The sequence below is a fragment of the Enterobacter sp. FB genome (genome assembly GCF_000805795.1).
Taxonomy (GTDB): Bacteria; Pseudomonadota; Gammaproteobacteria; order Enterobacterales; family Enterobacteriaceae; genus Enterobacter; species Enterobacter roggenkampii.
On the sequence record NZ_JSZC01000013.1, the window covers coordinates 1,235,548 to 1,260,637 of the forward strand.

Consider the following 25,090-nt stretch of genomic DNA (forward strand, 5'->3'; position numbering starts at 1 on the left):
GTAACAACATGGCGACCGAGAAAAAAACAGGCCGCCCTTCTGATTATTTACCAGAGGTGGCCGCTGATATTTGTGCGTTGCTCGCCGAAGGTGAAAGCTTACGCAAAGTTTGTGAACGTCCAGGCATGCCAAACAAGGCCACAGTTTTTCGCTGGCTTGCTGCTCATGAAGAGTTTCGCGACCAATACGCGAAAGCCGCTGATACCCGCGCTGATGCAATATTTGAGGATATGTTTGATATTGCTGACAGAGTCGCAGAAGAAGCAGCGGCGGTTGCAAAGGCGCGCCTGCGTATCGACACTCGCAAATGGGCTTTGGCCCGCATGAACCCCAAGAAATACGGAGACAAAGTCACGCAGGACATCGACGTTAAATCATCCGATGGCTCAATGACGCCTAAGCCGACAACTATTCAGCTGCTTCCCGTAGAGCCAAAGCATGAGTGACTCCGTTCAACTCCCAATACCTGCGAAACTTGCTCCTGTATTCACTAAGCCTGGCATGCGCTATCGCGGCGCTTACGGTGGGCGTGGAAGCGCCAAAACCCGTACGTTTGCCATGATGACAGCCGTTAAGGCTTATCAGGCGATGATGAATGGCGAGAGTGGGGTGATTCTCTGTGCTCGTGAGTTTATGAACTCGCTTGAAGAGTCGAGCATGGAGGAGGTGAAGCAGGCAATCAGGGCGGTTCCGTGGCTGGCAGCCAATTTCGATATCGGCGAGAAATACATTCGCACCATCGACAAAAGCATCAACTACGTTTTCTGCGGACTGCGTCATAACCTGGACAGCATCAAGTCAAAAGCGCGGATCTTGTTGTGCTGGGTGGATGAAGCTGAGTCTGTTAGCGAAGTGGCCTGGCAAAAGCTCGCTCCGACTGTTCGTGAGGATGGTTCAGAGATTTGGGTTACATGGAACCCGGAGAAAAACGGCAGCCCTACGGACAAGCGGTTTCGTAAAGAGCCATCAGAGCACTGCATAGCCGTAGAGATGAACTACACGGATAACCCGTGGTTTCCTGATGTGCTTGAAAAAGAGCGCATCGACGACCAGAAGCGCCTTGATGACAATGCCTATGCATGGATATGGGATGGCGCATATCGTGAGAATAGCGAAGCACAGATTCTTTCTGGCAAATATCGCGTAGAAGAGTTTGAGCCTGAATCAGGATGGAATGGGCCATATTACGGCATTGACTGGGGATTCAGTCAGGACCCGACAGCTGGCGTGAAATGCTGGGTGCATGATGATCGCCTCTGGATTGAGTATGAGGCAGGTAAAGTCGGGCTTGAAAACGACGACATTGCCGATTACATGATTCAACGCATTCCAGGCATAGAGCTTCACGCTGTACGCGCAGACTCAGCAAGACCAGAGACAATCAGTCATGTCAGGTCGACAGGTAATGGCAAGCGTAAAAGTCTGCCAAAGATTACCGGCGTCGAGAAATGGGGTGGCAGTGTAGAAGACGGCATTGCTCACCTGCGTAGTTACAAAGAAATCATCATTCACCCGCGCTGCAAAGAATGGCTGAAAGAGGCAAGGCTCTACAGCTACAAAGTCGATCGCCTTACAGGTGATGTGCTGACCGATATTGTCGACGCCAATAACCACTATATGGACGGCACTCGTTACGCGCTATCACCACTCATTAAGCGACGCGGTGCGAAAGTCAGGAAGTTTTCTGCATAACTGGAATTAACTATGACCGATTCTGTAAGAGTGCGATCAGCAAAAGTCGAGGCTATTGCAGAATGCTGGCCTATGATTACCGCTTTGCTGGGCGGCACGGAAGAGATGCGAGAGGCCGGGAAAACATATCTCCCGCAATGGCCTAACGAAGACGATAATTTCTACAAACGCCGCCTGGCGGTAGCAACGTTACTCCCTGCATTCTCCCGCACTGTTGAAGTTCTGAGTGGCAAACCATTCTCCAGACCAGTTACGTGGGCTGATGATGTGCCTGCTCGCATCGTTGAGCTGTTCGACGATATTGATATGCAGGGTACAAACCTTCACTCATTCCTGGCTGGCGTGCTGGAAGGGGCGATGGGGTTTGGAATTAACATCGTCCTGATTGATTACCCACCAACTAATGGCGAGATGACTGTTGCGCAGACAAAGGCATCAGGCGTTCGTCCTTACTGGGTATCAATCGGCGCAAACAGCCTGCTTGACTGGCGCTCTGAGCGCATTAACGGGCGCGAGTTGTTAACACACCTCCGTTTCGTTGAGTGCGTGACAGAGCAAGACCCTCAGGATGAGTTTGCCGAGGTGCGTGTTGAGCAGGTTCGCGTGCTTGACTCCGGGAGATGGAGGGTTTATCGCGAGCAAAAGGACGAAACAAGCGGTGAAATTAAGTGGGTACTGCACGACGAGGGCACTACAACCCTGAAGTACGTACCTGCAGTGCCAGTGTACGGTAAAAAGCTTGGCTTTATGTGCTCAAAACCACCTCTGACTGAGCTCGCTTATCTAAACGTCGAGCACTGGCAGTCAAAGAGCGACCAGCAGACCATTCTTCACGTTGCCCGCGTGCCGATTCTTTTCGGCAAAGGCTTCGACCCTGACGAAGATATTACGGTAGGTGCTTCGACAGCTGTCATCTCAGAGAAAGATGCAGCCGACCTCAAGTATGTCGAGCACTCAGGGAAAGCTATCGAGTCCGGCAGCAAAGACCTTGAGCGCCTTGAAGACCTGATGCGACAGATTGGTGCTGAGCTCCTCGTCATTAAGCCTGGCAGAATTACAGTTGCTCAGACAAGAGCCGAAGATGAAGCTGGTACATGCGCTCTACAACGCATTGTGCAGGACTTTGAAGACGCAGCAGACCAGATGCTTCAGGTTACCGCTGAGTGGCTTGGAGAGAAGGCTGGCGGCTCTCTGACCATCTATAACGACTTCGGCGCTGCTTCACTGGCTGAGGCCACTGCACAACTTCTCCTCGACGCGAATATCGCTGACGTCATCTCTAACGAGACTCTATTTAGCGAACTGCAGCGGCGCGGACTGGTGAAAGACAACATAACCTGGGATGAAGAGGCAAAACGCATTGCGTCGCAGCCTCAGCGCTCAGAAAGCACGAAAACAAACCTCAACGCGTAAGCGTTAACAACGAATACGAGCCCGGCTAATCACCGGGCTTTTTTTATGGCCGAAATCTGCGGATGCAGAGCGGCGCACCGGGCCGGATGGCTCACAGCAAGGTTGGATGACCATAAATGAAACTGAAACTCGATGAGAACGGCCACGTAGTAGTCTCTGATGGCAAGCCTGTGTACATCAACGATGAAGGTAAAGAGATCGCCTTTGACGTTGCCGGTACTGTAGCAACTATTTCTCGCCTGAACGGTGAAGCAAAATCACACCGCGAGCGTGCAGAAACAGCTGAGGGAGCACTGAAGGCATTTGAAGGCATTCAGGACCCAAAAGCGGCATTGCAGGCACTGGAAACCATCAAAAATCTCGACGCTAAGAAACTGGTGGATGCCGGTGAAGTCGACAAAGTCCGCTCAGAGGCCATTAAGGCGATCGAAGAGAAGTATGCGCCTATCGTTCAGGAGCGTGACTCACTTCAGGCCGCCCTGGTGAATGAAAAGGTTGGCGGCAGCTTCCTGCGCTCTCCGTTCATTACCGAAAAAATGGCAATTCCTGCCGACATGGTTCAGGCACGCTTCGGTGACGCTTTCAAACTCGAAGGCGACCAGGTAGTGGCGTATGACAAGCAAGGCAACAAGCTTTTCAGTCGCAGCAACCCTGGTGAAGTGGCTGGATTTGACGAAGCGCTGGAAATCCTCATCGATAGCTACCCATACAAAGACCACATCCTCAAGGGCTCGAATGCTTCAGGCTCCGGCGCGAAAGGCGGTCAGGGTGGCGGCAATAACCAAACCTCAATTTCACGCGCGCAATTTGAAGCGCTACCTCCTGCCAAGCAGATGGAGCAAATCAAAGGCGGCGTAACCATTACCGATTAAGAAGGAAATTCATAAATGGCTAACACCCTGACCAGCCTTGTCCCCGACCTGTACGAATCACTGGATATCGTATCCCGTGAACTGGCAGGTTTTATCCCGTCCGTCACCCTGGACGCCACCGCTGAGCGTGCTGCTCTGAACCAGGCAATCCGTATCCCAATCACGCCAGCAGCGGCTGCTGAGGACGTGAGCCCTGGTCAGTTGCCACCAGATGATGGTGATCAGACCGTTGGCAACACTCCGTTCACCATCACCAAATCCCGTATGGTTCCGTTCCGCTGGACTGGTGAAGAACAGAAAGGTATCAACACTGGTCCTGGCTACGCTAACCTGCGTCGTGACCAAATTACCCAGGCAATGCGTACCCTGGTAAACGAAATCGAAGTGGACTGTGGTAAGACAGCATATCTGGCATCTCGTGCTACTGGTACCGCTGGCACCACTCCTTTCGCTTCAGGCCTCGGAGACACCGCGCAGGTTCGTAAAATCCTGTCCGATAACGGTGCTCCTCTGAGCGATCTGCAGTGCGTTATCGACACCACCGCTGGTGCAAACCTTCGCTCTAACGCTCAGTTAACCAAAGCGAACGAAGCCGGTACTACCGCGCTGCGTGCTCAGGGTACTCTGCTGGAACTGCACGGTTTTGTGCTGCGTGAATCTGCTGGCGTAGCCCGTCACACTGCTGGTACTGGCGCAAGCTATGTCACCAACGGTGCTCTGGCAATCGGTGCTACCGTAATTCCTGTCCAGACTGGTTCCGGTACCATCATCGCAGGTGACGTGGTCACCATCGGTAACTACAAGTACGTCGTTACCTCTGCGCTGTCTGGCGGCAACCTGACCATCGGTGCGCCTGGTCTGCGTGAAGCAGTAAACAGCGGCTCAACCGTGACTCTGGCTGCTGCGTATACCGCTAACTTCGCGTTCAGCCGCTCCGCTATCGTACTGGCAACCCGTGCGCCAGCTCTGCCGGAAGAAGGCGATATGGCCGATGACCGCATGATGATTCAGGACCCGCGCACTGGCATGGCGTTCGAAGTATCCATGTACAAACAGTACCGTCGCGTTCGTTACGAAATCGCTGCGGCATGGGGTGTGCAGAACATCAAACCGGCTCATACTGCAATTTTGCTTGGTTGATTGGCTGACAACTAAAGGGGCTTCGGCCCCTTGTTTCTTTCTGGAGATAAAAGATGGCTGGATTGACTAAAGAGCAGCGTGCAGAGCGCGAGGCTCAAAAGCTGGCTGAGTTACAGCAGCAAGAAGGCGCGGCAGTCGCAGAAGATGTAGAGCATGCAGAGGCGGCTGATGATGTGGTTGAAGGTGTGGCAGACCAGGACGAGAGCTCACCTGAAGCGCAGCAAGATGATGCTGATGAGCAGTCGCAGGAAGATGCCATTGCATATGTAACGATGGTTCGCGACCCTGACAAATATGACGCCCCGCACACCGCACAGGTTCACCCTGATGAGGTTGTGAATTACTACTCTGGCGGCTGGGTAGAAGACAAATAACAGGCGGTGAGAGATGCTGACTGACCAGCAGAAGACGGACGTACGTCGTTACGCCGGATATCCAATGATTGGCAGCACTCCAACAGATGCCAGTCGTGACTTTGCTTATGGATGGGTGTCTCCTGGTGTATGGGAGACGCTTTATAGCCGCCTTAACAGCATGAGTGCCTCGGAAGAAAACGTGCTAATCACCGTTTACCTCGAAAAGCTTTCAGTGCTCGAAACAGCCATTACGGATGCCAGTGACAACCTGGACACTGATATCGCGGCGATCTGGACGCACAACAAAAACGAGGTCTCAGATAGGATGAACCTCTTCAATAAATGGCGTCGCCAGATGTGCTCGTTTATCGGTATTCCTCCTGGGCCATGGTTAGGTAAGGGTGGCTGTCAGGTCGTCAGGGGGTGATGCATGGATGGCGAGAAAATCCAGCTCAAGATGTACAAAGGGTACGCTAAGGCGGCTCGTGTAGTCGGAACCACCTACCAGCGGTTTCGTCCAACATCAGCCTCAAACCCGCTTGATGCCGGTAATGCGCTAACACCATTGAAAATGACGCTCAACGCTTGTGACATGAAATACAGCAAGCCGAATGTTTATGGTAAGGCGACCTGGTATGGGATTTTCGACGGAACGCAGGGGCAGGTTGGTGATTACTTTGTTGGAATAGAGGGGACGCTGTTCGTTGCTGCTATGCAGCAGTTGCTGCCAATCCTGATGGTGAGCTGCAACCGCACAATCACGATTTCCCGCCCGTCTATGGATGCCGGACCTGGTGAGCTTGGCTATGGTGGAGACACTGCGGCGAATGAAGTGCCGATCATGACCAACTGGCCATGTTCAATGCTTCAGGGTAGCAAAGGCGAGAAGAACGAAGTTGGCCTACCGGCTGACGCAAAAAACCCCTGGTTTAACGTGCTGCTTCCATTCGTTGAAGGCGTCTACCTGCGTACTGCTGACATCATCACCGACGAAATAGGCGGGCGATACAAGCTGACATCGGCAGAGCAGACAGACCTGGGCTGGCGACTGACAGCGCAACAAGTGAGGCCGTGATATGGCAGACGTATACGGCATTCAAAACACTCTGGTGTCGATTATTGCCGGGATTATGTACCCGAATGGCACATCAAACCCATCTGTGACCGGATTTTCAGCGTACATCTATGCTGGATGGCCTCAGCCAGAACGTCTGGAGCGCGATCTGAAGGCTGGTAAGTGCCACATAAGCGTTTACCCGCTTACCACAGAAAAAAAACTCACAGAATCACTCGGCAGGCCGTGGCGACGGTTATCTAAAGGCGTTTCAGGTATTACCGCTACGGTGAACGGGCAGCAAATCACGCTGGCTGGTACGGTAACAATCCCGACAAACATCAACCTTTACTGCAATAAGCAGCATCACACCTACGCGGTGCAGTCAGGCGATACGCTGGCAACCATAGCAACGGCTCTGGCGGTGCAGATATCAGGCGCATCGAGTTCAGGCACGGTAATCACGCTACCGGCAACAGCATCATTTGAGATTCGAATCGGATCAGAAGACGTAGTAGGTCGCATTCTTCGCCGTCAGGAAAAGGACTTTCAGGTTACGGTTTGGGCAGGGTCTCCTGCAGTTCGCGCTGCTACAGTTCTTGCCGTAGACAATGGCCTTTCTGCGTTAACTTCGCTGAATATGCCAGATGGTTCGCCGACTGTTCTGAGATATAAGCGCTCAATGCCAAGTGATTCGGCTCAGTCGTACCTTGTTTACCGTCATGACATGATTTTCTGCGCTGATTTCAGCTCACTTCAGACCGCAACCGCAACCCAGATTGTCGCTCAGACGATGAACGTCAGCGATATGTCAGGAAACCTCATCAAAACCATTCCGGAGTAACAAAATGGCCGATAATGCCAAAGCTACCGCATCAGCCGACCTCGGTTATGAGCTGGTTGTGCGTCATGCATTCATGGATTACCAGATTGGTGATCGCATCTCGGACGCAGCCAAAATCCAGGAGATTTTAGCTGGAGAACTGGCCTGCTATGTCTACAAGGCAGCAAAAGCAGAGTAAACCATTCAGTCAACTAATAACCCGGCCAATGTGTCGGGTTTTTTATTTGGGGAACCAATATGCCCGTTTATCAAGTAGGTAGCTTGAACACTACCGCGCTGTCTGCTGCTGACCTCTACGTTGGCATCCAGGCACCAAAAACACGCTATATCAACGGCGTGCCAAGCGATGGCCTGGGTATTGTCGGCATTGCCTCATGGGGTCCGGTAAACTCTCCGGTTCTCATCGGATCCGACACAGACCAGGCTATCTACTTCGGCGCTCAGCAGGTGCGTAAATACGACCTTTGCACTGCTATCGCGATTTCTCTGCAAATTGGCGCAACTAACCTGCGCTGCGTTCGCGTAACTGACGGCACTGACCTTGCAGCTGCGATTGCACTGAAAGACACCGCTGGCACACCTGTGACTGGTATGACGCTGACGGCGAAATACACCGGAACAAAAGGCAATACCATTACCGCGCAGATCGCCACTGGTACAGCAGTAAACAGCTACAAGCTGACTGTGTACTTCCCTGGACAGACTCCTGAAGTGTTTGACAATATCACTGGCTCCGGCGCGACTCTGTGGGCGAACCTTGTCAGCGCGGTAAACAACGGCATTACTGCTGTACGTGGCGCAAGTCAGTATGTCCTGGCCTCTATCGGAACCTCGACAGCAGTGCCTGATACGACCACGGTATGGGCCCTGACTGGTGGTACCGATGGCAACACAACCATCACTGATGCGGTGCTGGTAGGTACTGATGGCACAAGCACAACCCGCAAAGGTATGTATTCACTGCGTGGCTCAGGCGTGCAGGTGCTTAACCTTGTGGACGTTACTGATTCAACTCAGTGGCCGACTATTAATACCTACTGCCTGTCTGAAGGGGTGTTTGGTATCGCCCAGGCAGCTGCAGGCGTCACATACTCCACACTCGCCACCACTCTGAACTCCTCAGGTGTCGATTCTTGGCAAATGAAGGTGCTGGTTGGCGACTGGATTTACTGGAATGACACGGTTAACGGCCTGAGTTCTCGTATGTGCGCACCGGCAACGTTTGTTGCTGCGAAATATGCTGCCCAGTCACCGCATATCTCCGCGCTCAACAAGGCAATCACTAACGTCGTAGCGACACAGCGCCAGCTAGCTAACCAGCCTTACAGCATCAGCGAAATCGGCGCTCTGAGCAACGCACGTCTGGACGTTATCACCAACCCATGCCCTGGCGGTAACTACTTCGGCCTGCGATCTGGTCGAAACGCTGCATCATCTTCAACCCAGAACGATGATACTTACACCCGCATGACCAACTACCTGTCAGCGACTCTGGCAGCATCGTTTGGTTACGTTGTAGGTGAGCCGCAAACTACCGACCTGCGCCGCTCAACCAAGTCCACGATTGAGTCATTCCTGCAATCACTGGTAGACGCCGGGATGATTGGCGACCCGAACGGCGGTCCTGCATTCAGCGTCAAACTCGATGCCAGCAACAACCCAAGCAACCGAGTAGCTCTTGGTTACATGGTTGCAGACGTACAGGTTAAATACCTGGCAACTACGCGCTTCTTCCTGATTAACCTGGAAGGTGGTGCAAGCGTAACAGTGTCCGTTTCAAGCAACGCCACCCTGTAAACAAGTCAAATATAAGCCCTCTGCGTGAGGGCTTTTTATGGAGCAAAAGCTATGCCTTTATCTAATTACACAGTGGGTCGCGACGTCCAGATTGACATCAACACTGCTTACGGGGTTGTTACGATTCCTGTTGTTATCTCTTTCGACGCAAAGCCGAAAGTAAACCAAATCGACGTCACAAAAATTACCGGCGAAACCGATACCCTCATGATCCCCAAAAACTGGGAGGGAACGATTGAAGCTGAACGCCAAGATTCCACGCTTGACTCATGGTGGGCTCAGTGGGAATCAGACTATTTTGCTGGCATCAACCGCGCCGCAGGCACCATCACAGAAACCATTACGGAATCTGATGGCGGAACATCTGTGTATCGCTATACCGGCGTTCAGTTTAACTTTACAGACCCGGGTAAAAAGCAGGGCGATCAGACTGTTCGTCAGACCTTCACATTCACTTCTAAACGCCGTTTACAGGTAGCCTGATAAATGCCAAACGTAACAGTAAAAGAAACCACACAGGTTAACGAAGTGGTTGCAGAGCAAGACTCAAACGTAATCACCGATGGTCGCGGCCGTCAGATCGTAATTCGTGAGCTTGACCCTCTGGAAGAGTCTCGCCTCATCTTTGCCATTGGCTCTGAGCGCTCACAAAACGTAGTTTATGTGCAGGCGTACGCCATTCCAGCGGCATGTGCAGCAGAGATTGATGGCGAGTCATATTCTGTGCCACAGAACCTTCAGCAACTAGAAGGTAGAATGAAAATTCTTGGACGTGATGGTATGAATGCCATTGCCGCTCATCTTTACAAGTCTGTGGCAGATGACGTATCTGCGGAGAAAGAAGCAACAAAAAACTAGCAAAGAACCCCGATTTTCGAGAGTTATGCTGGTTAATGAAAAACGGGGTTCCTTTCAACGTTGCATTCTCTGTTTCTGAGTTAATGCCTTATGAAAAACATGCTATGTCCATCGTGTTTTCTGAGTTTGAAGGCGGTGTTTTTGACTTCAACTCATGGAAATGGGAGAAGAAAGAATGAAAGAGCTTTCAAGCCTGATGGATGCGGCATTGACATTTGCGGCAGCCAAAATAGCCGTCCAGGAACATGCAGAAAAGGCACTCGCTCAGGTGGCGGAGCAGATAAAGAAAACCGCTCAGGATGAGATTGGCTTTTACCAGCCTGCTGTCGGTCCATTTGCTGCATGGGAAGACCTGGCAGAATCTACAGAACAGGAAAAGGCCAGGCTTGGCTATCCGCTAAATGCTCCACTAGAACGGACTGGCAAGATGCGAGACAGCATTAAGGCTGAGTCAGAGGGGCTTGAGGCAATCGTTGGTTCCGAAGAGGAAAAGCTAGCATTCCATGAATTCGGCACCGTTAAAATGCCGCCAAGGCCGGTTCTTGGCCCTGCTGTAATCCACAATGAAGCAGCAATCAAAGGGATAATTGGCCGTGCCGCAGTGAATGCAATATGTGGTGGTGATGTAGTTCACGCTTCACTTGGGTATGGGAAAGACCTGTAAGTTGCGTTGAATTACGCCAGGCGAGTGATATATTTGTATAAATATCGCTCTGAGGATTTCTGCATGAAGCTCGCCATAATCGCACTCTCATTTCTCGCGTTACCTGTTACCGCGTTCTGCTCTATGGAATCAATCTATGCAGAGCAAAATGGTACATGCACAAAAGATACCTGCCTGAAAGGTGAAAGGGTAAATGTATTTGAGAGAGAAGGTGATAGTGGTTATGCCCAGTCATCAAATGGCGATGCTGTGCCATTGCATAGGTTGAAAAGCCTAGATTTTAAGGTTGATGGGCAGGATGAGAAGTGTGTCGAGTGCGCCATGGTTATTTCACCTGGTGGTGAAAGATATTCGATACAGCGAATGTTTCTAAAAAAATCAGGCTAACCCGCTTCGGCGGGTTTTTTATTGCCTGCCCGGAGCGATCTAATGGATATCGAAGCGTATAAAGTTGCGGTCAGGCTGAGTCTTACCGAAAACGTAACTGCAGGACTGATTGGCCTAACAAGGCATTTTGCTGCAGCTGAAAACAGCGCTGCCAGACTAAGAAACCAATTAACATCCATTGGTAAAATGACTGCCGTCGGCGGCGGTTTAATGGCCATTGGCTTCGGCTTAACCAAAGGTCTCGACGCTGCATTAAAGTCTGCGAAGGATGTGGCGAGAGCTCAGGCAGATTTCAAGACGCTTAACCTGAATGCTACTGAGATGGCAGAGGTTAATGCAAAAGCAATGGAGCAGACGCACAAGACGCTTGGCTCAACCATTGCTGGTAACATCAGACTCATTCAGGACTTGCATACTGCCTTTGGCGATCTGCATCACGCCCTCGAATTTGCACCTCAGTTCACAAGATATGAGACTGTCGTAAAGGCTGCTTTGGGTGAGAGAGCAGCAGATGGCGCAGTAAACGCCATGGCTCGCGCCCTGGAGCACAGGGGTGGAAAAGTAGTAAACGACCCTAAAGAGTTCCAGAAAGAACTTGCGATGGCTACGCAGGTTCAACTAGCGACACGTAACCGCGTGAGCCCAAAAGATTACCTGCAGGCATCTCAAACGGGCAAGATGGCTTACGCGCTTCTCTCTCCTGAATATCTGTATGGTCAGTTCGCCGGACTGATGTCGATGAATGGCGGCTTCCAGTCTGGTACCGCGCTAATGACGGCGTTCAGCTCGCTCATTGGCGGTCACATGGACAAGAAGGCAAAAGGATTCCTTGCCGATATTGGAATGTATGAAGAGGGGGTAAGCAAAAATCGCCTGAAACTGATGCAGGATGCCATGAAAGGCATGTCTGCTGACGAACGCAAGATCTACATGCAAAGCATCGGCGGAGAATCCTTGCTTGCTGGCGGATTGAAGTCACAGTATGCTGCGATGTTTGCAAATCCTGATCAGCTTGCTGCTGAAATGGCAAAGAATGTCAGGGCTAGATTTGGTCAGGGAATGACTGATGAGCAGGTTGCTGAGCTTATTGCGAAGAACTTCAACAGGAACACCGGTAACTTTATCGGTCAGCACATCCTGAACAGAACGAAGTTTGCCAAAGACACCGCCATATTCCGGCATGCTCAGGACTACAATGCGGCTTACGACACGTACATGAATTCTCCGGATGGTGCTGCTCTTGCTCTGTCAAGTTCGTGGACAAATCTTAAGGCTGTAATTGGACTGCAACTTTTGCCTACTGTAACCAAGCTCACCATGGGCCTTGCCAAGCTTTTTGACAAGATGTCTGAGTTTGCCGAGAAGCATCCTACGCTCACGAAAATGGCCACATACGCCATTGCAGCAGCTGCGGGACTAACCACGATTGCTGGCGCCGTTACGTTGCTTGGTGCTGCGATAATGGCTGCAAGGGTAGTGTCATCACTTGGCGTGGTTAGCTCACTTGTTGGCGTACTCGGCGGTCCCTTGGTATGGGCAGCTATGGCTGCAGCTGCTGCCGGTTTATTGATTTACAAAAACTGGGACAGAATTAAGTCAGAAGCCAAAAAGATGGGCGAAGAGTTTGGCATGATCATGTCTGATATAGGCACCATGCTTAAACAGGTCGGAAATCATGTTTACTCAAACTTCATTAAGCCGGTAGAGGAAGGCTTTGACAGTTTCGCTGGTAAAATGCAGCGCGGGTGGAATGGGATTTATGACTACATCATTGGCATTCTGAATAAAATTCCTGGCGCTAATTTCCTGACATCTTCAGAGCAGAATGTGAAGGGAAATGCACTGCAGCTGATGCAGGACATTCACTCAATAACATCTGGCGAAGGTAAGGCACCAGTAAGTGGAATCTACACTGAATCTGCTAAAACTACTGGCGGCCAGTCATTTGCTGAAGGAATGCGTCAGACTGCTGCAGGCATGTCTGCTCCCCAAGTTGTTTCAAAAAACGACCAGATGATACAGGTTTACTCTAACCTGCATATGGACGGTAAGAAAATCGCTGAAGGTGTCACCACCCACCAGGTAAAACAGGCCTCAAGAGCGCCTACAGGCCCATCCGGTGTGGACTCGTCAATGAACCTTATCCATGCAGGAATGGGCAGCCTTGTTCCGCGCTAACAGGAGACTAAATGGCTATTTTTGGAAAACTGTCTTCGCTTGCTGGCGTAGCGCAGGGGTTTGACCTTTCCGCAACAAGGTTGATTCTTTCCGGCACGTCAGGAACCTTTGAGTTCCTGGACTTTGAAATACCGGAAAGGATAGTGATACCAGGCCGTCAAAAGGTTGCAATTCACCAGATGATTGGTGGGAAGCGGCTTATTGACGTGCTTGGCGTTGAGTACGATCCGATTACCTGGTCTGGTATTTTCACCGGCTCAACTACCAAGTCGCGCGTCTCGTTTTTGATGGCCATGCGTGACGCCGGGCAGAAGCTAACGCTGACGCTTGATAATTACTCGTTTGACGTAGTCATCACTGACTTTAACCCGACATACGAGTTTGCTTACCGTCAGCCGTACTCGATTTCACTGGCTGTTATTCAGCGCAATGATAACCCGATTTCCGTTGACTCGCTTACAGGTGCATTAAATGCGCTGATAAATAGCGATATAGGGCAGGCTGTGGGGCTGTCAAACATTATCGACATCCAGACAGTAACCGATGCAGTAAGCACTGTTCAGAGCGCCGTACAATCGGTTTCTGACTTTGCAACTGCTACCGTTGACACGGTGCAAACTGTAGTCAGGCCCATTATCGCTGCCCAGCAGATTATCCAGACCAACATCTCGTCGCTCGAAAACTCGCTTAACACGATAACAACGCTTGGCGGAATTGTTCCTGGGTTCCCGATTTCAAAAACCGTGAACAACCTTCTCACTCAGGCAGACGGCATGACTCGCATTCCAGCGCTTTACAACCTGTCTAATGTGCTTGGGCGTGTCGATAAAAACGTCAGAACCGGCCAAACGGCTAACGGGGTTAAAACCATTACGCTGTCAGGTGGCAATCTCTACCAGATTGCTTCCGACCAGTATGGAGATGCTACGTTGTGGGAAAGCCTGGCAACAGTTAACGGAATTGACGATCCACAACTCACAGGTATTAACTCGATTCAGGTTCCTACCACGCCGTCCGCACAGGCTTCAAAAGCTTCCTATCCGGGGTAATTTATGGATGTGAACAACCCTATTATCGCGCCAGACGTGAGGCATGTGTCTGGCCGCTGTTATCTGAATGGGGTATCAGTTCCATTCAAATCGTATGATGTGACCAGCAACGGATTCCGTGGCGCCAGCACTTACAGCGTTGAGCTTGTCATATCTGCGCTGCCACCTGATATGCAGTTAGATTGGTGGGCGAAAACCACTACTGTGACGGTAGAGCTTTGGGCAGATATTACCTCCGCCGCTGGAGTGGACTCTAAGAGCCTGATTAAGGGTAATGTTGATACGTGGGACTATGACCCAGCGCGGTTTAGCATCTCATGTGAGGGTCGCGATTTCGCGGCCCTTTTCATTGATGCCAAGACGGCAGGGGAAACGTTCAAGAACTACACTTCCAGCCAGATAGCGGAAATCCTGGCTAAGCGGCAGGGGCTTAAGATAAGCGCCACTGCGACCTCTCAGCGATTTGGTGAATTCTATCAGATTGACTCTGCGCACCTTACTGGTGAGCAAACTGAGTGGGACTTGCTGACAACGCTTGCAGCTCTTGAGAACTACTCTGTCTGGGTTGATGGAGATACTCTGAACTTCCACCCGGAGGCGAGCCAGATGTCTGGTGACAGTTATGTCATCAAGTATCAGCCGCCTGGGGCGATAAACCTATATCCGCAGGCTAACGTCTCTGAAGACCTGAGATTCTCCCGCGCACTGACCATCTCAAAGGGAGTAACCGTTGAGGTTATGTCGTGGAACTCAAAGACCAAAAACAAACAGTTTACTGCCTACTACCCAAAAACGGCGAAAAACCTATCGCCTGGTGCATCAACACCGAAAACACAGGTTTATCGCATCATCCGTAACGGGTTAAACCCGGAACAAGCCCAGGCAATGGCTGAGAAGATATACCGAGACGTGGTTCTTCATGAGCTTAAGTTTTCCTGCTCAACAGCCGGTGACAATCTGCTAACGCCACGCACGCTGGTCAGGATAGAAGGCACGAAGTCGCTTTACGATCAGAATTACTGGTGTGATTCAGTGCGTCGGCGCATGGACTGGGATAGCGGCTATACGATGTATATCACCGGCAAGAATCACTCTCCTGCTCTGGAGATAACAACAGAATGAACCAGCTAAATAACCTCATTGCGATGAGGGCTCAGCAAGCTTTTGCTGGATTTTCTGGCACGAGGCAGGGGGTAATTACAGCCTATGACCCGAAAGAGTATGCCATTAAGGCATCGCTGCAGCCTACTGGTGAAGAAACGGGATGGATTCCTCTTGGCACTCCGTGGGCAGGTAATGGATGGGGTTTTGCGGCAGGGCCGATGATAGGTGCAGAGGTTCAGATTGATTTTGACTCAGGCACGATCGGCGTAGGAATGGCAGGCGGCCAATTCTATAACAATGAAGACAGGAGCCCTGGCCCTCCCTCTGGTGAGCTCTGGATAGTCCATCAGTCAGGGTCGATGCTGAAGTTCCTCAACAGTGGGGCAGTAGTGATACAGGACAAGGCAGGTACCGTGTTTTCCCTGAATGGAAATGGAACATCGACTCATACTGCGTCAGATGGAATGACCATTAATGCAAACATGCAGAACAATGGGAATTTCCAGTCATCAGGCTCAGTAAAAGACCAGAATGGTACTCATGGCTCACTTGGCGATCTGCGTATCAAATACAATGGTCACAAACATAGCGGCGTCCAGACAGGCAGCGGAACTACAAATACCACTGACAGCCCAACCACCTAAGGCAAAATCATGTTTGACATTTTCCACTATGTGGGCACGGATTTATCCGCGTCGCCAAGCGGCGACCTTTTGTCTGTTACCGGCACGGAGAGAAGAAAACAAAGGATTTTACGTCGACTGATCACCAATCCAGGCGAGCTTGTTTTTCACCCTGAATATGGGGCGGGGCTAGGGAAGAAAATCGGTGAGCACGTTAACGTCTCGGAATGGAAAGCGCTGATTCTAGGTCAGATGAAGCTAGAGGACTGCGTGGCAAGGATACCGGAGCCTGTAGTGACGTTAAAAACGATAGATAACGGCGTAAACGTAGATGTCAGATACAACGACTCAGTCTCGGGAACTGCTGAATTCCTTAATTTCGATATTACGAGGTAAGCCGTGGCGCTAAATATTAAGTCGTTCTCCGACATTGTAACGCAGCAGGTTACAGCCATTCAGACTAAAAGCACTCAACTGCTGGATTTTGCTATCGGCAGCATCTTGCGAGCTATAGTTGAGTCAAATAGCGGCGTTATCCTTTGGCTGCAGCAGTTAATTGTCAATCTGTTGGTCATTACCAGAGCTTCCACATGCTCTGGATCAGATCTGGATTCGTGGTTTGCTGACTTCGGTTTCTATCGTGAGCCAGCAGTTTCCGCCACGGGTAATGTAACATTCTCTCGTTTCACAGCGACAAATGCCGCACTTATACCCACCGGTTCGCAAGTTCAGACCACTGACGGCACGCAATCATTTATGGTTGTTGCTGATACATCCAACCCGGCATATGACGCAACGCAATCAGGGTATGTTGTGCCAGCGTCTACGGCTTCGGTAACAGTCCCTGTATCTGCTGTTACTGCCGGTTCTGCAGGAAATGCCTCAGCAAATACAGTTACCGTAATCGTGGGAGCGATTCCTGGAATAGATACAGTTACCAACGCAAGCTCATTTGCAAACGGAGCAGATGCCGAGTCTGATGATGCAGCGAGAACGAGGTTTCAGTTGTGGGTGGCCTCTTTATCTAAAGCAACTAAGTCAGCTATTGAGTATGCGATTTCAAGCGTTCAGCAGGGCGTTTCTTATCAGGTAGTGGAAAACCAAAGTTACGCAGGGGCCACGCAATATGGATATTTCTATGCCGTTGTTGATGATGGTTCCGGCAGCCCGACTAGCGGATTCCTTAATACTGTTTACACAGCAATAGACGCAGTGAGGGGGTTTACGACCACTTTCGGTGTATTTGCACCGGTTGTCGTAACAGCCAATGTATCAGCGACTATTACCACTTCTTCTTCTGCGGTGCATGGCGATATTACTGCCCTCGTGAATGCTGCGATCGCCAATTACATTGCTACTCTGACGCTGGGGCAATCACTTCCTGTAACAAAGATTGCATCTCTTGCATATGGTGCCAGCCCCTACGTTACAAACGTAACCAGCATCACAATAAATGGGCTAACGGCCGATTTAACCGCAACCGTGAAGCAGGTTATTCGCTCAGGCACCATCGTAATAAGTTAAGAGGGTAACATGGCAACCGGTGACCAGGATGATTTCGTCAGAAGGCTGAAATCAGTATTGCCCGTACAGTGGTTTAACGATTCAAACCCCATACTTGATGCTGTCTTAAATGGTCTGGCATCCGCACTTTCATGGGTCTATCAACTGTACGCTTATGCTGTTTTGCAGACTAGGATACTCACTGCTACAGATGGATGGCTTGATATTATCGCCAACGATTTTTTCGGCGAAAGGATAAAACGCCAGGCTGGGCAAACTGATGAAGATTTTCTCAATATCATAAGGATTAATTTATTCAGGGAAAGGGGAACAAGGCAGGCGATTATTAAGGTTCTTGAGGATTTGACTGGGCATACGCCTAAAATAATCGAACCATCAAGGCCACAGGATTGCGGAGGCTACAGCATGCCATGCATGGGGTATGGTGTAGCCGGTGCTTATGGTTCCATGTCAATGCCATATCAGGCTTTCGTAATAGCGTATCGTCCAACTGGTGCCGGAATTCCTTATGTTGGTGGTTACACATCGACGGTTTCAGGGTACAACACGCCATCTCGCGGTAAGTACGCTTCTTACTCAGAGCTAACCAGCGTCACTGATGCGCAAATTTACGCTGCAGTAGCCTCTGTGAAGATGGAAGGAACCGCCGTGTGGGTTCGTATCGAATAATTTACCGTTAACTTAATTAATAGACAGGCTGCCAGCGGGCGGCCTTTTTTGTATGGGAAAAATATGAACCGTCAGATTGTCTATCCTGGAGCAATTCCACTCGAAACAGATCTGCTTAATACCAACAAATATGCAATGCTGGGGCTGGCAAAGCTTGCGTCTTCTTTGATGGGGGGTAATACGTACGTTCATGGACTCGCATGCACACCATCAAGCCCGGCATCAATGGTTGTGAACGTTGCAGCAGGGCAAATTTACAGCCTGCAAAATATCGACGGAACCGCCTATTCTTCACTGCCAGCTGATACCACTCACAGCATTTTAAAGCAGGGGTATGTGCTTGATGCACAGCAATTTACGCTGACAGCCCCATCAACATCTGGCTATAGCATTAACTACCTTATTCAGGCGACGTATGCCGATGTGGATGGCGGCTCAACTGTATTGCCTTATTACAATGCTGCCAACCCATCTGTTGCATGGAGCGGCCCAAACAACAGCGGCACAGCGCAATACACCGTACGCCAGGGCGTTTGCACTGTATCACTCAAAGCTGGTGTAGCCGCAACGACCGGAACTCAGGTTACACCTTCCCCTGATTCAGGCTGTATCGGCTTGTATGTGATCACCGTTGCTCAGGGCGCAACCACAGTTACGGCTGGAAATATTGCCACTTATGCGAACGCGCCTTTCCTTCCACAGGGTGGTATTGTTGACGGCATTCAGCGGAGTACGATGACTTATGCCGCTGATACCGGAGTGGCGAATGCCTATGTGGTTAATATCAACCCCGGTATTCTGACGCTATCTGACGGGATGGTAGTAAACTTCAAGGCAACCAATGCGAACACGACTTCAAGCACGCTTAATGTATGTTCGCTCGGTGCGTTTCCTGTGCTTAATAAGTTCGGGCAGACACTGATCGCCGGAGAAATCGCATCTGGCAGTCATGTAACGGTTAAATGGTCTGCATCCGCATCATCATGGCTTATCCTTGATAGCACTATATCTGTTCCTACCGCACCGACAGCCGCTGCTGCAACAAATAATACGCAGATCGCTACAACCGAATTCGCTAAAGCAATGCCAGGGCGTTTCCTTCGCCGCAGATTTGTTACAGCCAGCGGAACATTTACCCCTTCATCAGACGCAAAATTAATTAAGGTCAGAGTAATCGGTGCCGGTGGTGGTGGCGGCGCGGCTGGTAATACAAATAGCGGATTTACCGCAATAGGTGGTGGAGGCGGTGCTGGAGGTTACTCAGAGGCAACAATAACAGTAGGAACCGGATTTACTCCTGTTAGCGTCACCGTTGGTGCTGGCGGGATACCTGGCGGCCAGTCAGGATATGCAGGCGGCGCGGGAGGATCTTCATCGTTCGGTTCATATTGCTCAGCATCAGGCGGCGATGGTGGTGCAGGTACGGCTGCAACAAATAATTCGTCATACATCATGTCTGGCGGCGCTGGGGGTCTTGGTTCTGGTGGAGAGATCAATGCATTTGGGCAATCAGGTTCTGCAGCAATCATGCCACCAGTAAATGGCGGGATATCAGGAGCTGGAGGTAGCAGCATTATGAGCGCCGGTCCTGGAGGGCGAGTCGGAAATGCAGCTGGGAACGATGGTATTTATGGATCTGGTGCATCAGGTGGCATTAGCCAGGTTTCTGCATCAACTCAATACGGCGGAAGAGGCGGTGCAGGGATTATCATTGTTGAGGAGTATTGCTAATGAGTCTGTATGCTGTAGTTGAGAATGGCGTCGTAACAAATGTGGTTGTATGGGATGGTGAAGGTGAGTGGTCGCCAGCGTCAGGGGAAGCAATCAAAACAGATAGCCCTGTAGCTATTGGCTGGAATTATTCCGATGGAGTATTTACAAACCCAAACGAACCCCAGCCACCAACCAATGCAGAGCTCAGGAAACAAGCACTATCAGCTCTTAGCATTACATATCAGCAAGACATAGAGTCTTTAAACAGGGCTTGGCTTGCAGCAGCGGTAAACGATGGGGTAAATGAGACAACAAAAAAAGATGCTGTACTGGCTCAAATCAATACACGCAAGACGCAATATGCTAGTGACAGGGCTGCAATCATTGCCCAATACCCATAAATGAGTGGAGAAAATATGCCAGAAACCAACGATTCACAGTCCACTGAAATTCAGTCATCAGCAGAATCAACAGCAGTTAGATTCTGCCCTATCTGCGGAACGCAAATGTATCAGGGGGAGCGGTACGGCTTTCTGTGCTGGATTTGTCCTGAATGCGACTTTGACGAACCGGTTTGATTAGATGATAAAGCCCACTTTGGTGGGCTTTTTTGCATTCCGCATATTGATCGATAGTGCCGATCAATAATACTGTATGCATACACAGTAACTATCGGAGGTGCATCATGGGATTCCCGAGTCCTGCAGCAGACTACGTTGAAGAACGCATATCACTCGACAAGCGTTTTATCGCTCATCCTTCTGCCACTTACATGATGGTAGCGGGCTCTACATACCTGCGCGCTGGCATAATGAAGGGCGCAATGCTTATCGTTGACTCGTCGCTGACGCCGAAGGACGGTTCTCTGCTTGTGTGTGCTATTGATGGTGAGTTCAGGGTCATGCGTTACAGGACGCTTCAGCATCCTTGTCTGGAAAACCCTGAAAATGGAAGGAGGGAGCCATTACCCTCAAAGGATGAGGTATCGGATACGTCGCGTCCGGTTTTTGGTGTGATCACCTACATCATCAACGATGCACGGTCTGGTGAGTTTGATGATTGTCCGGTGATGTGATGGGGCATATATGGGGCAAAAAATTAGCGCAAAACAACTCAAACACACAGAAGGTGATGATTCGTCTTGCGCTAACACTTTGCTTTTTACCTGCTTACTTTCTACATACTCACGCTTTCATTTTTTGCACCTTTAAATTATGGACTTCCAGCTTTACTCGCTGGGTGCCGCTCTGGTCTTCCATGAGATCTTCTTCCCGGAACAGTCCGCCGCGATGGCGCTGATCCTCGCGATGGGCACCTACGGCGCAGGCTATATTGCGCGCATCGTCGGCGCCTTTATCTTCGGCAGAATGGGCGACAGCATTGGTCGTAAGAAGGTGCTGTTCATTACCATCACCATGATGGGGATCTGCACCACGCTGATTGGCGTCCTGCCGACCTACGCGCAGATCGGGATTTTTGCCCCCGTGCTGCTGGTGACGCTGCGCATTATTCAGGGCCTCGGTGCCGGGGCCGAGATCTCCGGGGCCGGAACTATGCTGGCGGAGTACGCGCCGAAAGGTAAACGCGGCATCATCTCCTCGCTGGTGGCGATGGGGACTAACTGCGGGACGCTGAGCGCAACGGCGATCTGGGCCATCATGTTCTTTGCCCTCGATCGTGAACAGCTGCTCGCCTGGGGCTGGCGCGTGCCTTTCCTCGCCAGCGTCGTGGTGATGATCTTCGCCATCTGGCTGCGTATGAACCTCAAGGAGAGCCCGGTCTTTGAGAAAGTGAACGATGTGCAAGCTGCGCAGCCGGACACCTCACTGGGTTCCATGGTGAAAAGCAAATCCTTCTGGCTGGCGACCGGCCTGCGTTTCGGCCAGGCAGGCAACTCAGGTTTGATCCAGACCTTCCTCGCGGGCTATCTGGTGCAGACGCTGCTGTTCGATAAGGCCATCCCGACCGATGCGCTGATGATCAGCTCCATTCTCGGGTTTATCTCCATTCCGCTGCTGGGCTGGCTTTCCGATAAAGTGGGGCGCCGTCTGCCGTACATTATTCTCAATATCTCCGCCATTATTCTGGCCTATCCGATGCTGTCGATCATCGTCGATAAGAGCTATGCGCCGGGGACGATCATGCTCTGCATCATCGTTATCCATAACTTCGCCGTGCTGGGGCTGTTTGCGCTGGAAAATATCACCATGGCGGAGATGTTTGGCTCGCGAAATCGCTTTACCCGTATGGCGATCTCCAAAGAGGCGGGCGGGCTCGTAGCGGTGGGCTTTGGTCCGGTACTGGCAGGGATTTTCTGCAATATGACCGGCTCCTGGTGGCCGATTGTCGCCATGCTGGTGGCCTATTCCGTGATTGGACTGATCTCGGCGATCCTGATGCCGGAAGTGCGCGACCGTGATTTAAGCGCGGCGCAAGACGCAGCCGAGTCTGCGCCGAAAGAGACGGTCGGTTACGGTGCCGTCTCCTCAAGACGCTGATGGTTTATAACTTGCGTTGCCTGTCACACAACTTTGATTTTGTGTCACACCACATGAACAAAAGTTAATATAAATCAAAAACTCAAACGGCAGTATCAGTATGGTTGATGGCAGTTCACTTTTTTTACCCCAGCTACCATTCTAGTTGGTGTAGTCAGCAGGCGCTGCCGCTTCAGCATGGGCGGCAGCGATCCACAGCTTTCTAATTAACGAGTCTTAATCATGGAAAATACCTTATTACAGGCCAACGCGACGCTTCCACAGTACGATCGCGACAGCCTTAAAGCACGCATCGTTCATTTAGGGTTTGGCGCGTTTCACCGTGCGCATCAGGCAGTGTACGCCGACATCCTCGCCGTGGAACACGGTAGCGACTGGGGATACTGTGAGGTTAACCTGATTGGCGGCGAACAGCAGATTGCCGATCTGAACGCGCAGGATAATCTCTATACCGTGGCGGAAATGTCTGCCGATGCGTGGACCTCCCGCGTGGTTGGCGTGGTAAAAAAGGCGCTGCATGCGCAGGTTGACGGGCTCGAGACCGTGCTGGCCGCGATGTGCGAACCGCAGGTGGCGATTGTCTCGCTGACCATCACCGAGAAAGGGTACTGCCATTCCCCGGCGACCGGGCAACTGATGCTCGATCACCCTTTTATCGTCGCAGACCTGCAAAACCCGCACCAGCCGAAATCTGCGCCGGGTGTGATCGTGGAAGCGCTGGCGCGGCGTAAGGCGGCGGGTCTGCCTGCGTTTAGCGTGATGTCCTGCGATAACATGCCGGAGAACGGTCACGTGATGCGCAATGTCACCTGCGCGTACGCCCGTGCGGTAGACGGTGAACTGGCGGACTGGATCGAATCCCACGTTACTTTCCCGTCAACGATGGTGGATCGCATCGTGCCTGCGGTCACCCCCGACACGCTGGATAAAATTGAACAGCTTACCGGCGTGCGCGATCCGGCGGCGGTGGCCTGTGAACCGTTCCGTCAGTGGGTGATCGAAGATAACTTTGTGGCCGGCCGTCCAGCGTGGGAAAAAGCCGGAGCCGAGCTGGTGTCAGATGTTATCCCGTTTGAAGAGATGAAGCTGCGCATGCTTAACGGCAGCCACTCATTCCTGGCGTACCTGGGCTATCTGGCGGGCTATCAGCATATTAACGACTGTATGGAAGATGAAAACTACCGCATCGCCGCGCACGCGCTGATGCTTAACGAGCAGGCGCCTACGCTGAAGGTCAAAGGCGTCGATTTAGGACGCTATGCCGATCTCCTGATTGCCCGCTACAGCAACCCGGCCCTGCGCCATCGGACCTGGCAAATTGCGATGGACGGCAGCCAGAAGCTTCCGCAGCGCATGCTGGATTCCGTGCGCTGGCACCTGGTGCATCAGAAGCCTTTCCCGCTGCTGGCGCTGGGCGTGGCAGGGTGGATGCGCTATGTCGGCGGCGTGGATGAGCAGGGTAACGCAATTGACGTGAGCGATCCGCAGCTGGCAGCGATTCAGGCGGCGGTTAAAGGCAGTGCGGAAGGGGAAAGCCGGGTCAGGGCGCTGCTCGGCATTGAAGCCATCTTTGGCAAGGAGCTACCGCGTGAAGCCGTCTTTGTTGATGCGGTGATGAAGGCATACCAGACGCTGCTGCAAAAGGGCGCGAAAGCGACCGTGGCGCAGTACGTGTCTCAACGGTAATTCAGCACATGCCGCCGTTCGCGGCGGCATGTCTGCGCACCGTTTAGTGCATACCCAGGCGAATCAGCTCAATCGGTTCGAACTTACCTTCGCATCCTTCCACTTCAACCGTTTTGCTGCGGCGCACCTGCGCGGCATCCAGCCCGTCGCTGTGGATCGCTTTAATCACGCCAGTTTTGCCTGTGCCGCTAATCATGACGCGGCTGCCGGTGGTGATTGCATTGCGGTTACGGTCGTATGTCATCATGGTATTTTCTCCTCTCTAACCTGTTCGTTACGGCGTTATTTCAGGGTTGCCGTTCACGGGGCATATAAATACGCCTGTCTGCATCAGATGTTTTTGTTTTTGATCAAACTCACACTTTTTTCTTTATTGCGTCGGGCGCTGACCGTTCACGACAGCAATTGACAAAGCAGACCGTTATTTTCATTAACTGATAGTTTCAGCAGGGAAGCGTTGAGGGTTGGTTTATATTCCCGATGCCATTCTGGGTACAGGAAATAACCCTTTCATCGGAATAAGGAGCCAGGCTTATGTATAAGAAGATTTTGATGCCTGTTGATGTATTTGAAATGGATTTGAGCGACAAAGCGGTTCGCCACGCGGCTAACCTCGCGAAGGCCGAGGGCGCGTCGATTACACTGGTCAATATTCTGCCGACCAGCAGCCGATCCCTGCTGCGCGGTTTTAACGCCGATATTAAAAAGTTCGAAGAATATATGACTGAGGAATCCGGGAAGAAAATGAACGCCTTAAAAAGGCTGTTCGACATCTCGCCGGAGAAAATTGACAGCCTGGTTCGCTTTGGCAACGTCCGCGATGAAATTATCAGGCTGAGCAAAGAGGGGGAATATGACGCGATCGTCATCGGGTCGAAAAACCCGGGCATCACCACCCATCTGCTGGGATCAAATGCGGAATCTATCCTGCGCTACGCCACAATTCCGGTGTTAGTCGTTCGCTAAACC

The 25,090-nt window shown here is 51.4% G+C and carries 29 protein-coding genes and 1 pseudogene; 29 read left to right on the forward strand and 1 reads right to left on the reverse strand.

The genetic code is table 11. The annotated features are described in order from the left end of the window. The first annotated feature begins 8 nt into the window (after positions 1-8). The 28 genes and pseudogenes from PI91_RS12915 to PI91_RS13040 all read left to right on the forward strand — a co-directional run bounded on the left by PI91_RS12915 (position 9) and on the right by PI91_RS13040 (position 24,121). On the forward strand, positions 9-446 hold the full coding sequence (locus tag PI91_RS12915; protein WP_039266287.1) for a ubiquitin carboxyl-hydrolase: 438 nt from the start codon (positions 9-11) through the stop codon (positions 444-446). Further along, complete coding sequence (locus PI91_RS12920) at positions 439-1,692, forward strand: PBSX family phage terminase large subunit (RefSeq protein ID WP_039266288.1); 1,254 nt, start codon at positions 439-441, stop codon at positions 1,690-1,692. The genes PI91_RS12915 and PI91_RS12920 overlap by 8 nt, the downstream gene beginning before the upstream one ends. A gap of 12 nt (positions 1,693-1,704) precedes the next feature. After that, on the forward strand, positions 1,705-3,105 hold the full coding sequence (locus PI91_RS12925; RefSeq protein WP_039266289.1) for a DUF4055 domain-containing protein: 1,401 nt from the start codon (positions 1,705-1,707) through the stop codon (positions 3,103-3,105). A gap of 116 nt (positions 3,106-3,221) precedes the next feature. Beyond that, positions 3,222-3,977 (forward strand): DUF6651 domain-containing protein, encoded by a 756-nt coding sequence (locus tag PI91_RS12930; RefSeq protein ID WP_039266290.1) that lies wholly within the window; start codon positions 3,222-3,224, stop codon positions 3,975-3,977. Between the two features lie 15 nt (positions 3,978-3,992). After that, positions 3,993-5,117, forward strand: a complete 1,125-nt coding sequence (locus PI91_RS12935) for a P22 phage major capsid protein family protein (protein ID WP_039266291.1) — start codon at positions 3,993-3,995, stop codon at positions 5,115-5,117. A 53-nt stretch (positions 5,118-5,170) separates the two neighbouring features. Further along, entirely contained in the window at positions 5,171-5,491 is a 321-nt protein-coding gene (locus tag PI91_RS12940; protein WP_039266292.1) for a hypothetical protein, read from the forward strand. 13 nt (positions 5,492-5,504) lie between these two features. Beyond that, positions 5,505-5,900: a hypothetical protein gene (locus tag PI91_RS12945; protein ID WP_039266293.1), complete on the forward strand. Its 396-nt coding sequence runs from the start codon at positions 5,505-5,507 to the stop codon at positions 5,898-5,900. Positions 5,901-5,903: 3 nt separating this feature from the next. Then, entirely contained in the window at positions 5,904-6,548 is a 645-nt protein-coding gene (locus tag PI91_RS12950; RefSeq protein ID WP_039266294.1) for a hypothetical protein, read from the forward strand. Between the two features lies 1 nt (position 6,549). Then, positions 6,550-7,371: a hypothetical protein gene (locus tag PI91_RS12955; RefSeq protein WP_039266295.1), complete on the forward strand. Its 822-nt coding sequence runs from the start codon at positions 6,550-6,552 to the stop codon at positions 7,369-7,371. Positions 7,372-7,375: 4 nt separating this feature from the next. Beyond that, the gene (locus PI91_RS26165; protein ID WP_165602728.1) at positions 7,376-7,549 is read left to right on the forward strand and encodes a hypothetical protein; all 174 of its coding nucleotides are present in this window, start codon (positions 7,376-7,378) and stop codon (positions 7,547-7,549) included. Between the two features lie 59 nt (positions 7,550-7,608). Further along, complete coding sequence (locus PI91_RS12960; RefSeq protein ID WP_039266296.1) at positions 7,609-9,168, forward strand: tail protein; 1,560 nt, start codon at positions 7,609-7,611, stop codon at positions 9,166-9,168. Positions 9,169-9,219: 51 nt separating this feature from the next. Next, positions 9,220-9,651, forward strand: a complete 432-nt coding sequence (locus tag PI91_RS12965; protein WP_039266297.1) for a hypothetical protein — start codon at positions 9,220-9,222, stop codon at positions 9,649-9,651. Between the two features lie 3 nt (positions 9,652-9,654). Next, on the forward strand, positions 9,655-10,026 hold the full coding sequence (locus PI91_RS12970) for a hypothetical protein (protein WP_052232729.1): 372 nt from the start codon (positions 9,655-9,657) through the stop codon (positions 10,024-10,026). Positions 10,027-10,201: 175 nt separating this feature from the next. Beyond that, positions 10,202-10,690 (forward strand): HK97-gp10 family putative phage morphogenesis protein, encoded by a 489-nt coding sequence (locus tag PI91_RS12975; RefSeq protein WP_039266298.1) that lies wholly within the window; start codon positions 10,202-10,204, stop codon positions 10,688-10,690. 63 nt (positions 10,691-10,753) lie between these two features. Beyond that, positions 10,754-11,077 carry a hypothetical protein gene (locus PI91_RS12980; protein WP_039266299.1) on the forward strand — a complete coding sequence of 108 codons (324 nt, stop codon included), beginning with the start codon at positions 10,754-10,756 and terminating at the stop codon, positions 11,075-11,077. Between the two features lie 42 nt (positions 11,078-11,119). After that, complete coding sequence (locus PI91_RS12985) at positions 11,120-13,255, forward strand: hypothetical protein (RefSeq protein WP_039266300.1); 2,136 nt, start codon at positions 11,120-11,122, stop codon at positions 13,253-13,255. Positions 13,256-13,266: 11 nt separating this feature from the next. Continuing rightward, positions 13,267-14,304, forward strand: a complete 1,038-nt coding sequence (locus PI91_RS12990; protein WP_039266301.1) for a hypothetical protein — start codon at positions 13,267-13,269, stop codon at positions 14,302-14,304. Between the two features lie 3 nt (positions 14,305-14,307). Further along, entirely contained in the window at positions 14,308-15,426 is a 1,119-nt protein-coding gene (locus tag PI91_RS12995) for a phage late control D family protein (protein WP_039266302.1), read from the forward strand. After that, positions 15,423-16,052, forward strand: a complete 630-nt coding sequence (locus PI91_RS13000; protein WP_039266303.1) for a phage baseplate assembly protein V — start codon at positions 15,423-15,425, stop codon at positions 16,050-16,052. The genes PI91_RS12995 and PI91_RS13000 overlap by 4 nt, the downstream gene beginning before the upstream one ends. 9 nt (positions 16,053-16,061) lie before the next feature. Next, entirely contained in the window at positions 16,062-16,427 is a 366-nt protein-coding gene (locus PI91_RS13005; RefSeq protein ID WP_039266304.1) for a hypothetical protein, read from the forward strand. Between the two features lie 3 nt (positions 16,428-16,430). After that, entirely contained in the window at positions 16,431-17,555 is a 1,125-nt protein-coding gene (locus tag PI91_RS13010) for a baseplate J/gp47 family protein (protein WP_039266305.1), read from the forward strand. Positions 17,556-17,564: 9 nt separating this feature from the next. Further along, positions 17,565-18,224, forward strand: coding sequence for a hypothetical protein (locus PI91_RS13015; RefSeq protein WP_039266306.1), 660 nt, complete (start codon positions 17,565-17,567; stop codon positions 18,222-18,224). A 63-nt stretch (positions 18,225-18,287) separates the two neighbouring features. Beyond that, positions 18,288-19,955 carry a hypothetical protein gene (locus PI91_RS25325; protein WP_084635619.1) on the forward strand — a complete coding sequence of 556 codons (1,668 nt, stop codon included), beginning with the start codon at positions 18,288-18,290 and terminating at the stop codon, positions 19,953-19,955. Beyond that, positions 19,955-20,338 carry a hypothetical protein gene (locus tag PI91_RS24185; protein ID WP_052232731.1) on the forward strand — a complete coding sequence of 128 codons (384 nt, stop codon included), beginning with the start codon at positions 19,955-19,957 and terminating at the stop codon, positions 20,336-20,338. Before PI91_RS25325 ends, PI91_RS24185 begins: the two co-directional genes overlap by 1 nt. 15 nt (positions 20,339-20,353) lie before the next feature. Continuing rightward, positions 20,354-20,515: a zf-TFIIB domain-containing protein gene (locus tag PI91_RS26630; protein WP_157841589.1), complete on the forward strand. Its 162-nt coding sequence runs from the start codon at positions 20,354-20,356 to the stop codon at positions 20,513-20,515. Positions 20,516-20,622: 107 nt separating this feature from the next. After that, positions 20,623-21,012 carry a S24 family peptidase gene (locus PI91_RS13030; RefSeq protein ID WP_039266307.1) on the forward strand — a complete coding sequence of 130 codons (390 nt, stop codon included), beginning with the start codon at positions 20,623-20,625 and terminating at the stop codon, positions 21,010-21,012. 139 nt (positions 21,013-21,151) lie between these two features. Next, a pseudogene (locus tag PI91_RS13035) lies at positions 21,152-22,435 on the forward strand (MFS transporter); the annotation flags it as partial. Positions 22,436-22,657: 222 nt separating this feature from the next. Then, positions 22,658-24,121, forward strand: coding sequence for a mannitol dehydrogenase family protein (locus tag PI91_RS13040; RefSeq protein ID WP_039266309.1), 1,464 nt, complete (start codon positions 22,658-22,660; stop codon positions 24,119-24,121). Positions 24,122-24,164: 43 nt separating this feature from the next. Here PI91_RS13040 and ydfZ read toward each other — a convergent pair whose 3' ends face one another. Beyond that, positions 24,165-24,368, reverse strand: coding sequence for a putative selenium delivery protein YdfZ (gene ydfZ / locus PI91_RS13045; protein ID WP_014883679.1), 204 nt, complete (start codon positions 24,366-24,368; stop codon positions 24,165-24,167). A 287-nt stretch (positions 24,369-24,655) separates the two neighbouring features. On the opposite strand from ydfZ, the gene PI91_RS13050 reads away from it, so the two are divergent. Then, positions 24,656-25,087, forward strand: a complete 432-nt coding sequence (locus tag PI91_RS13050) for a universal stress protein (RefSeq protein WP_023292549.1) — start codon at positions 24,656-24,658, stop codon at positions 25,085-25,087. Positions 25,088-25,090: the final 3 nt, after the last annotated feature.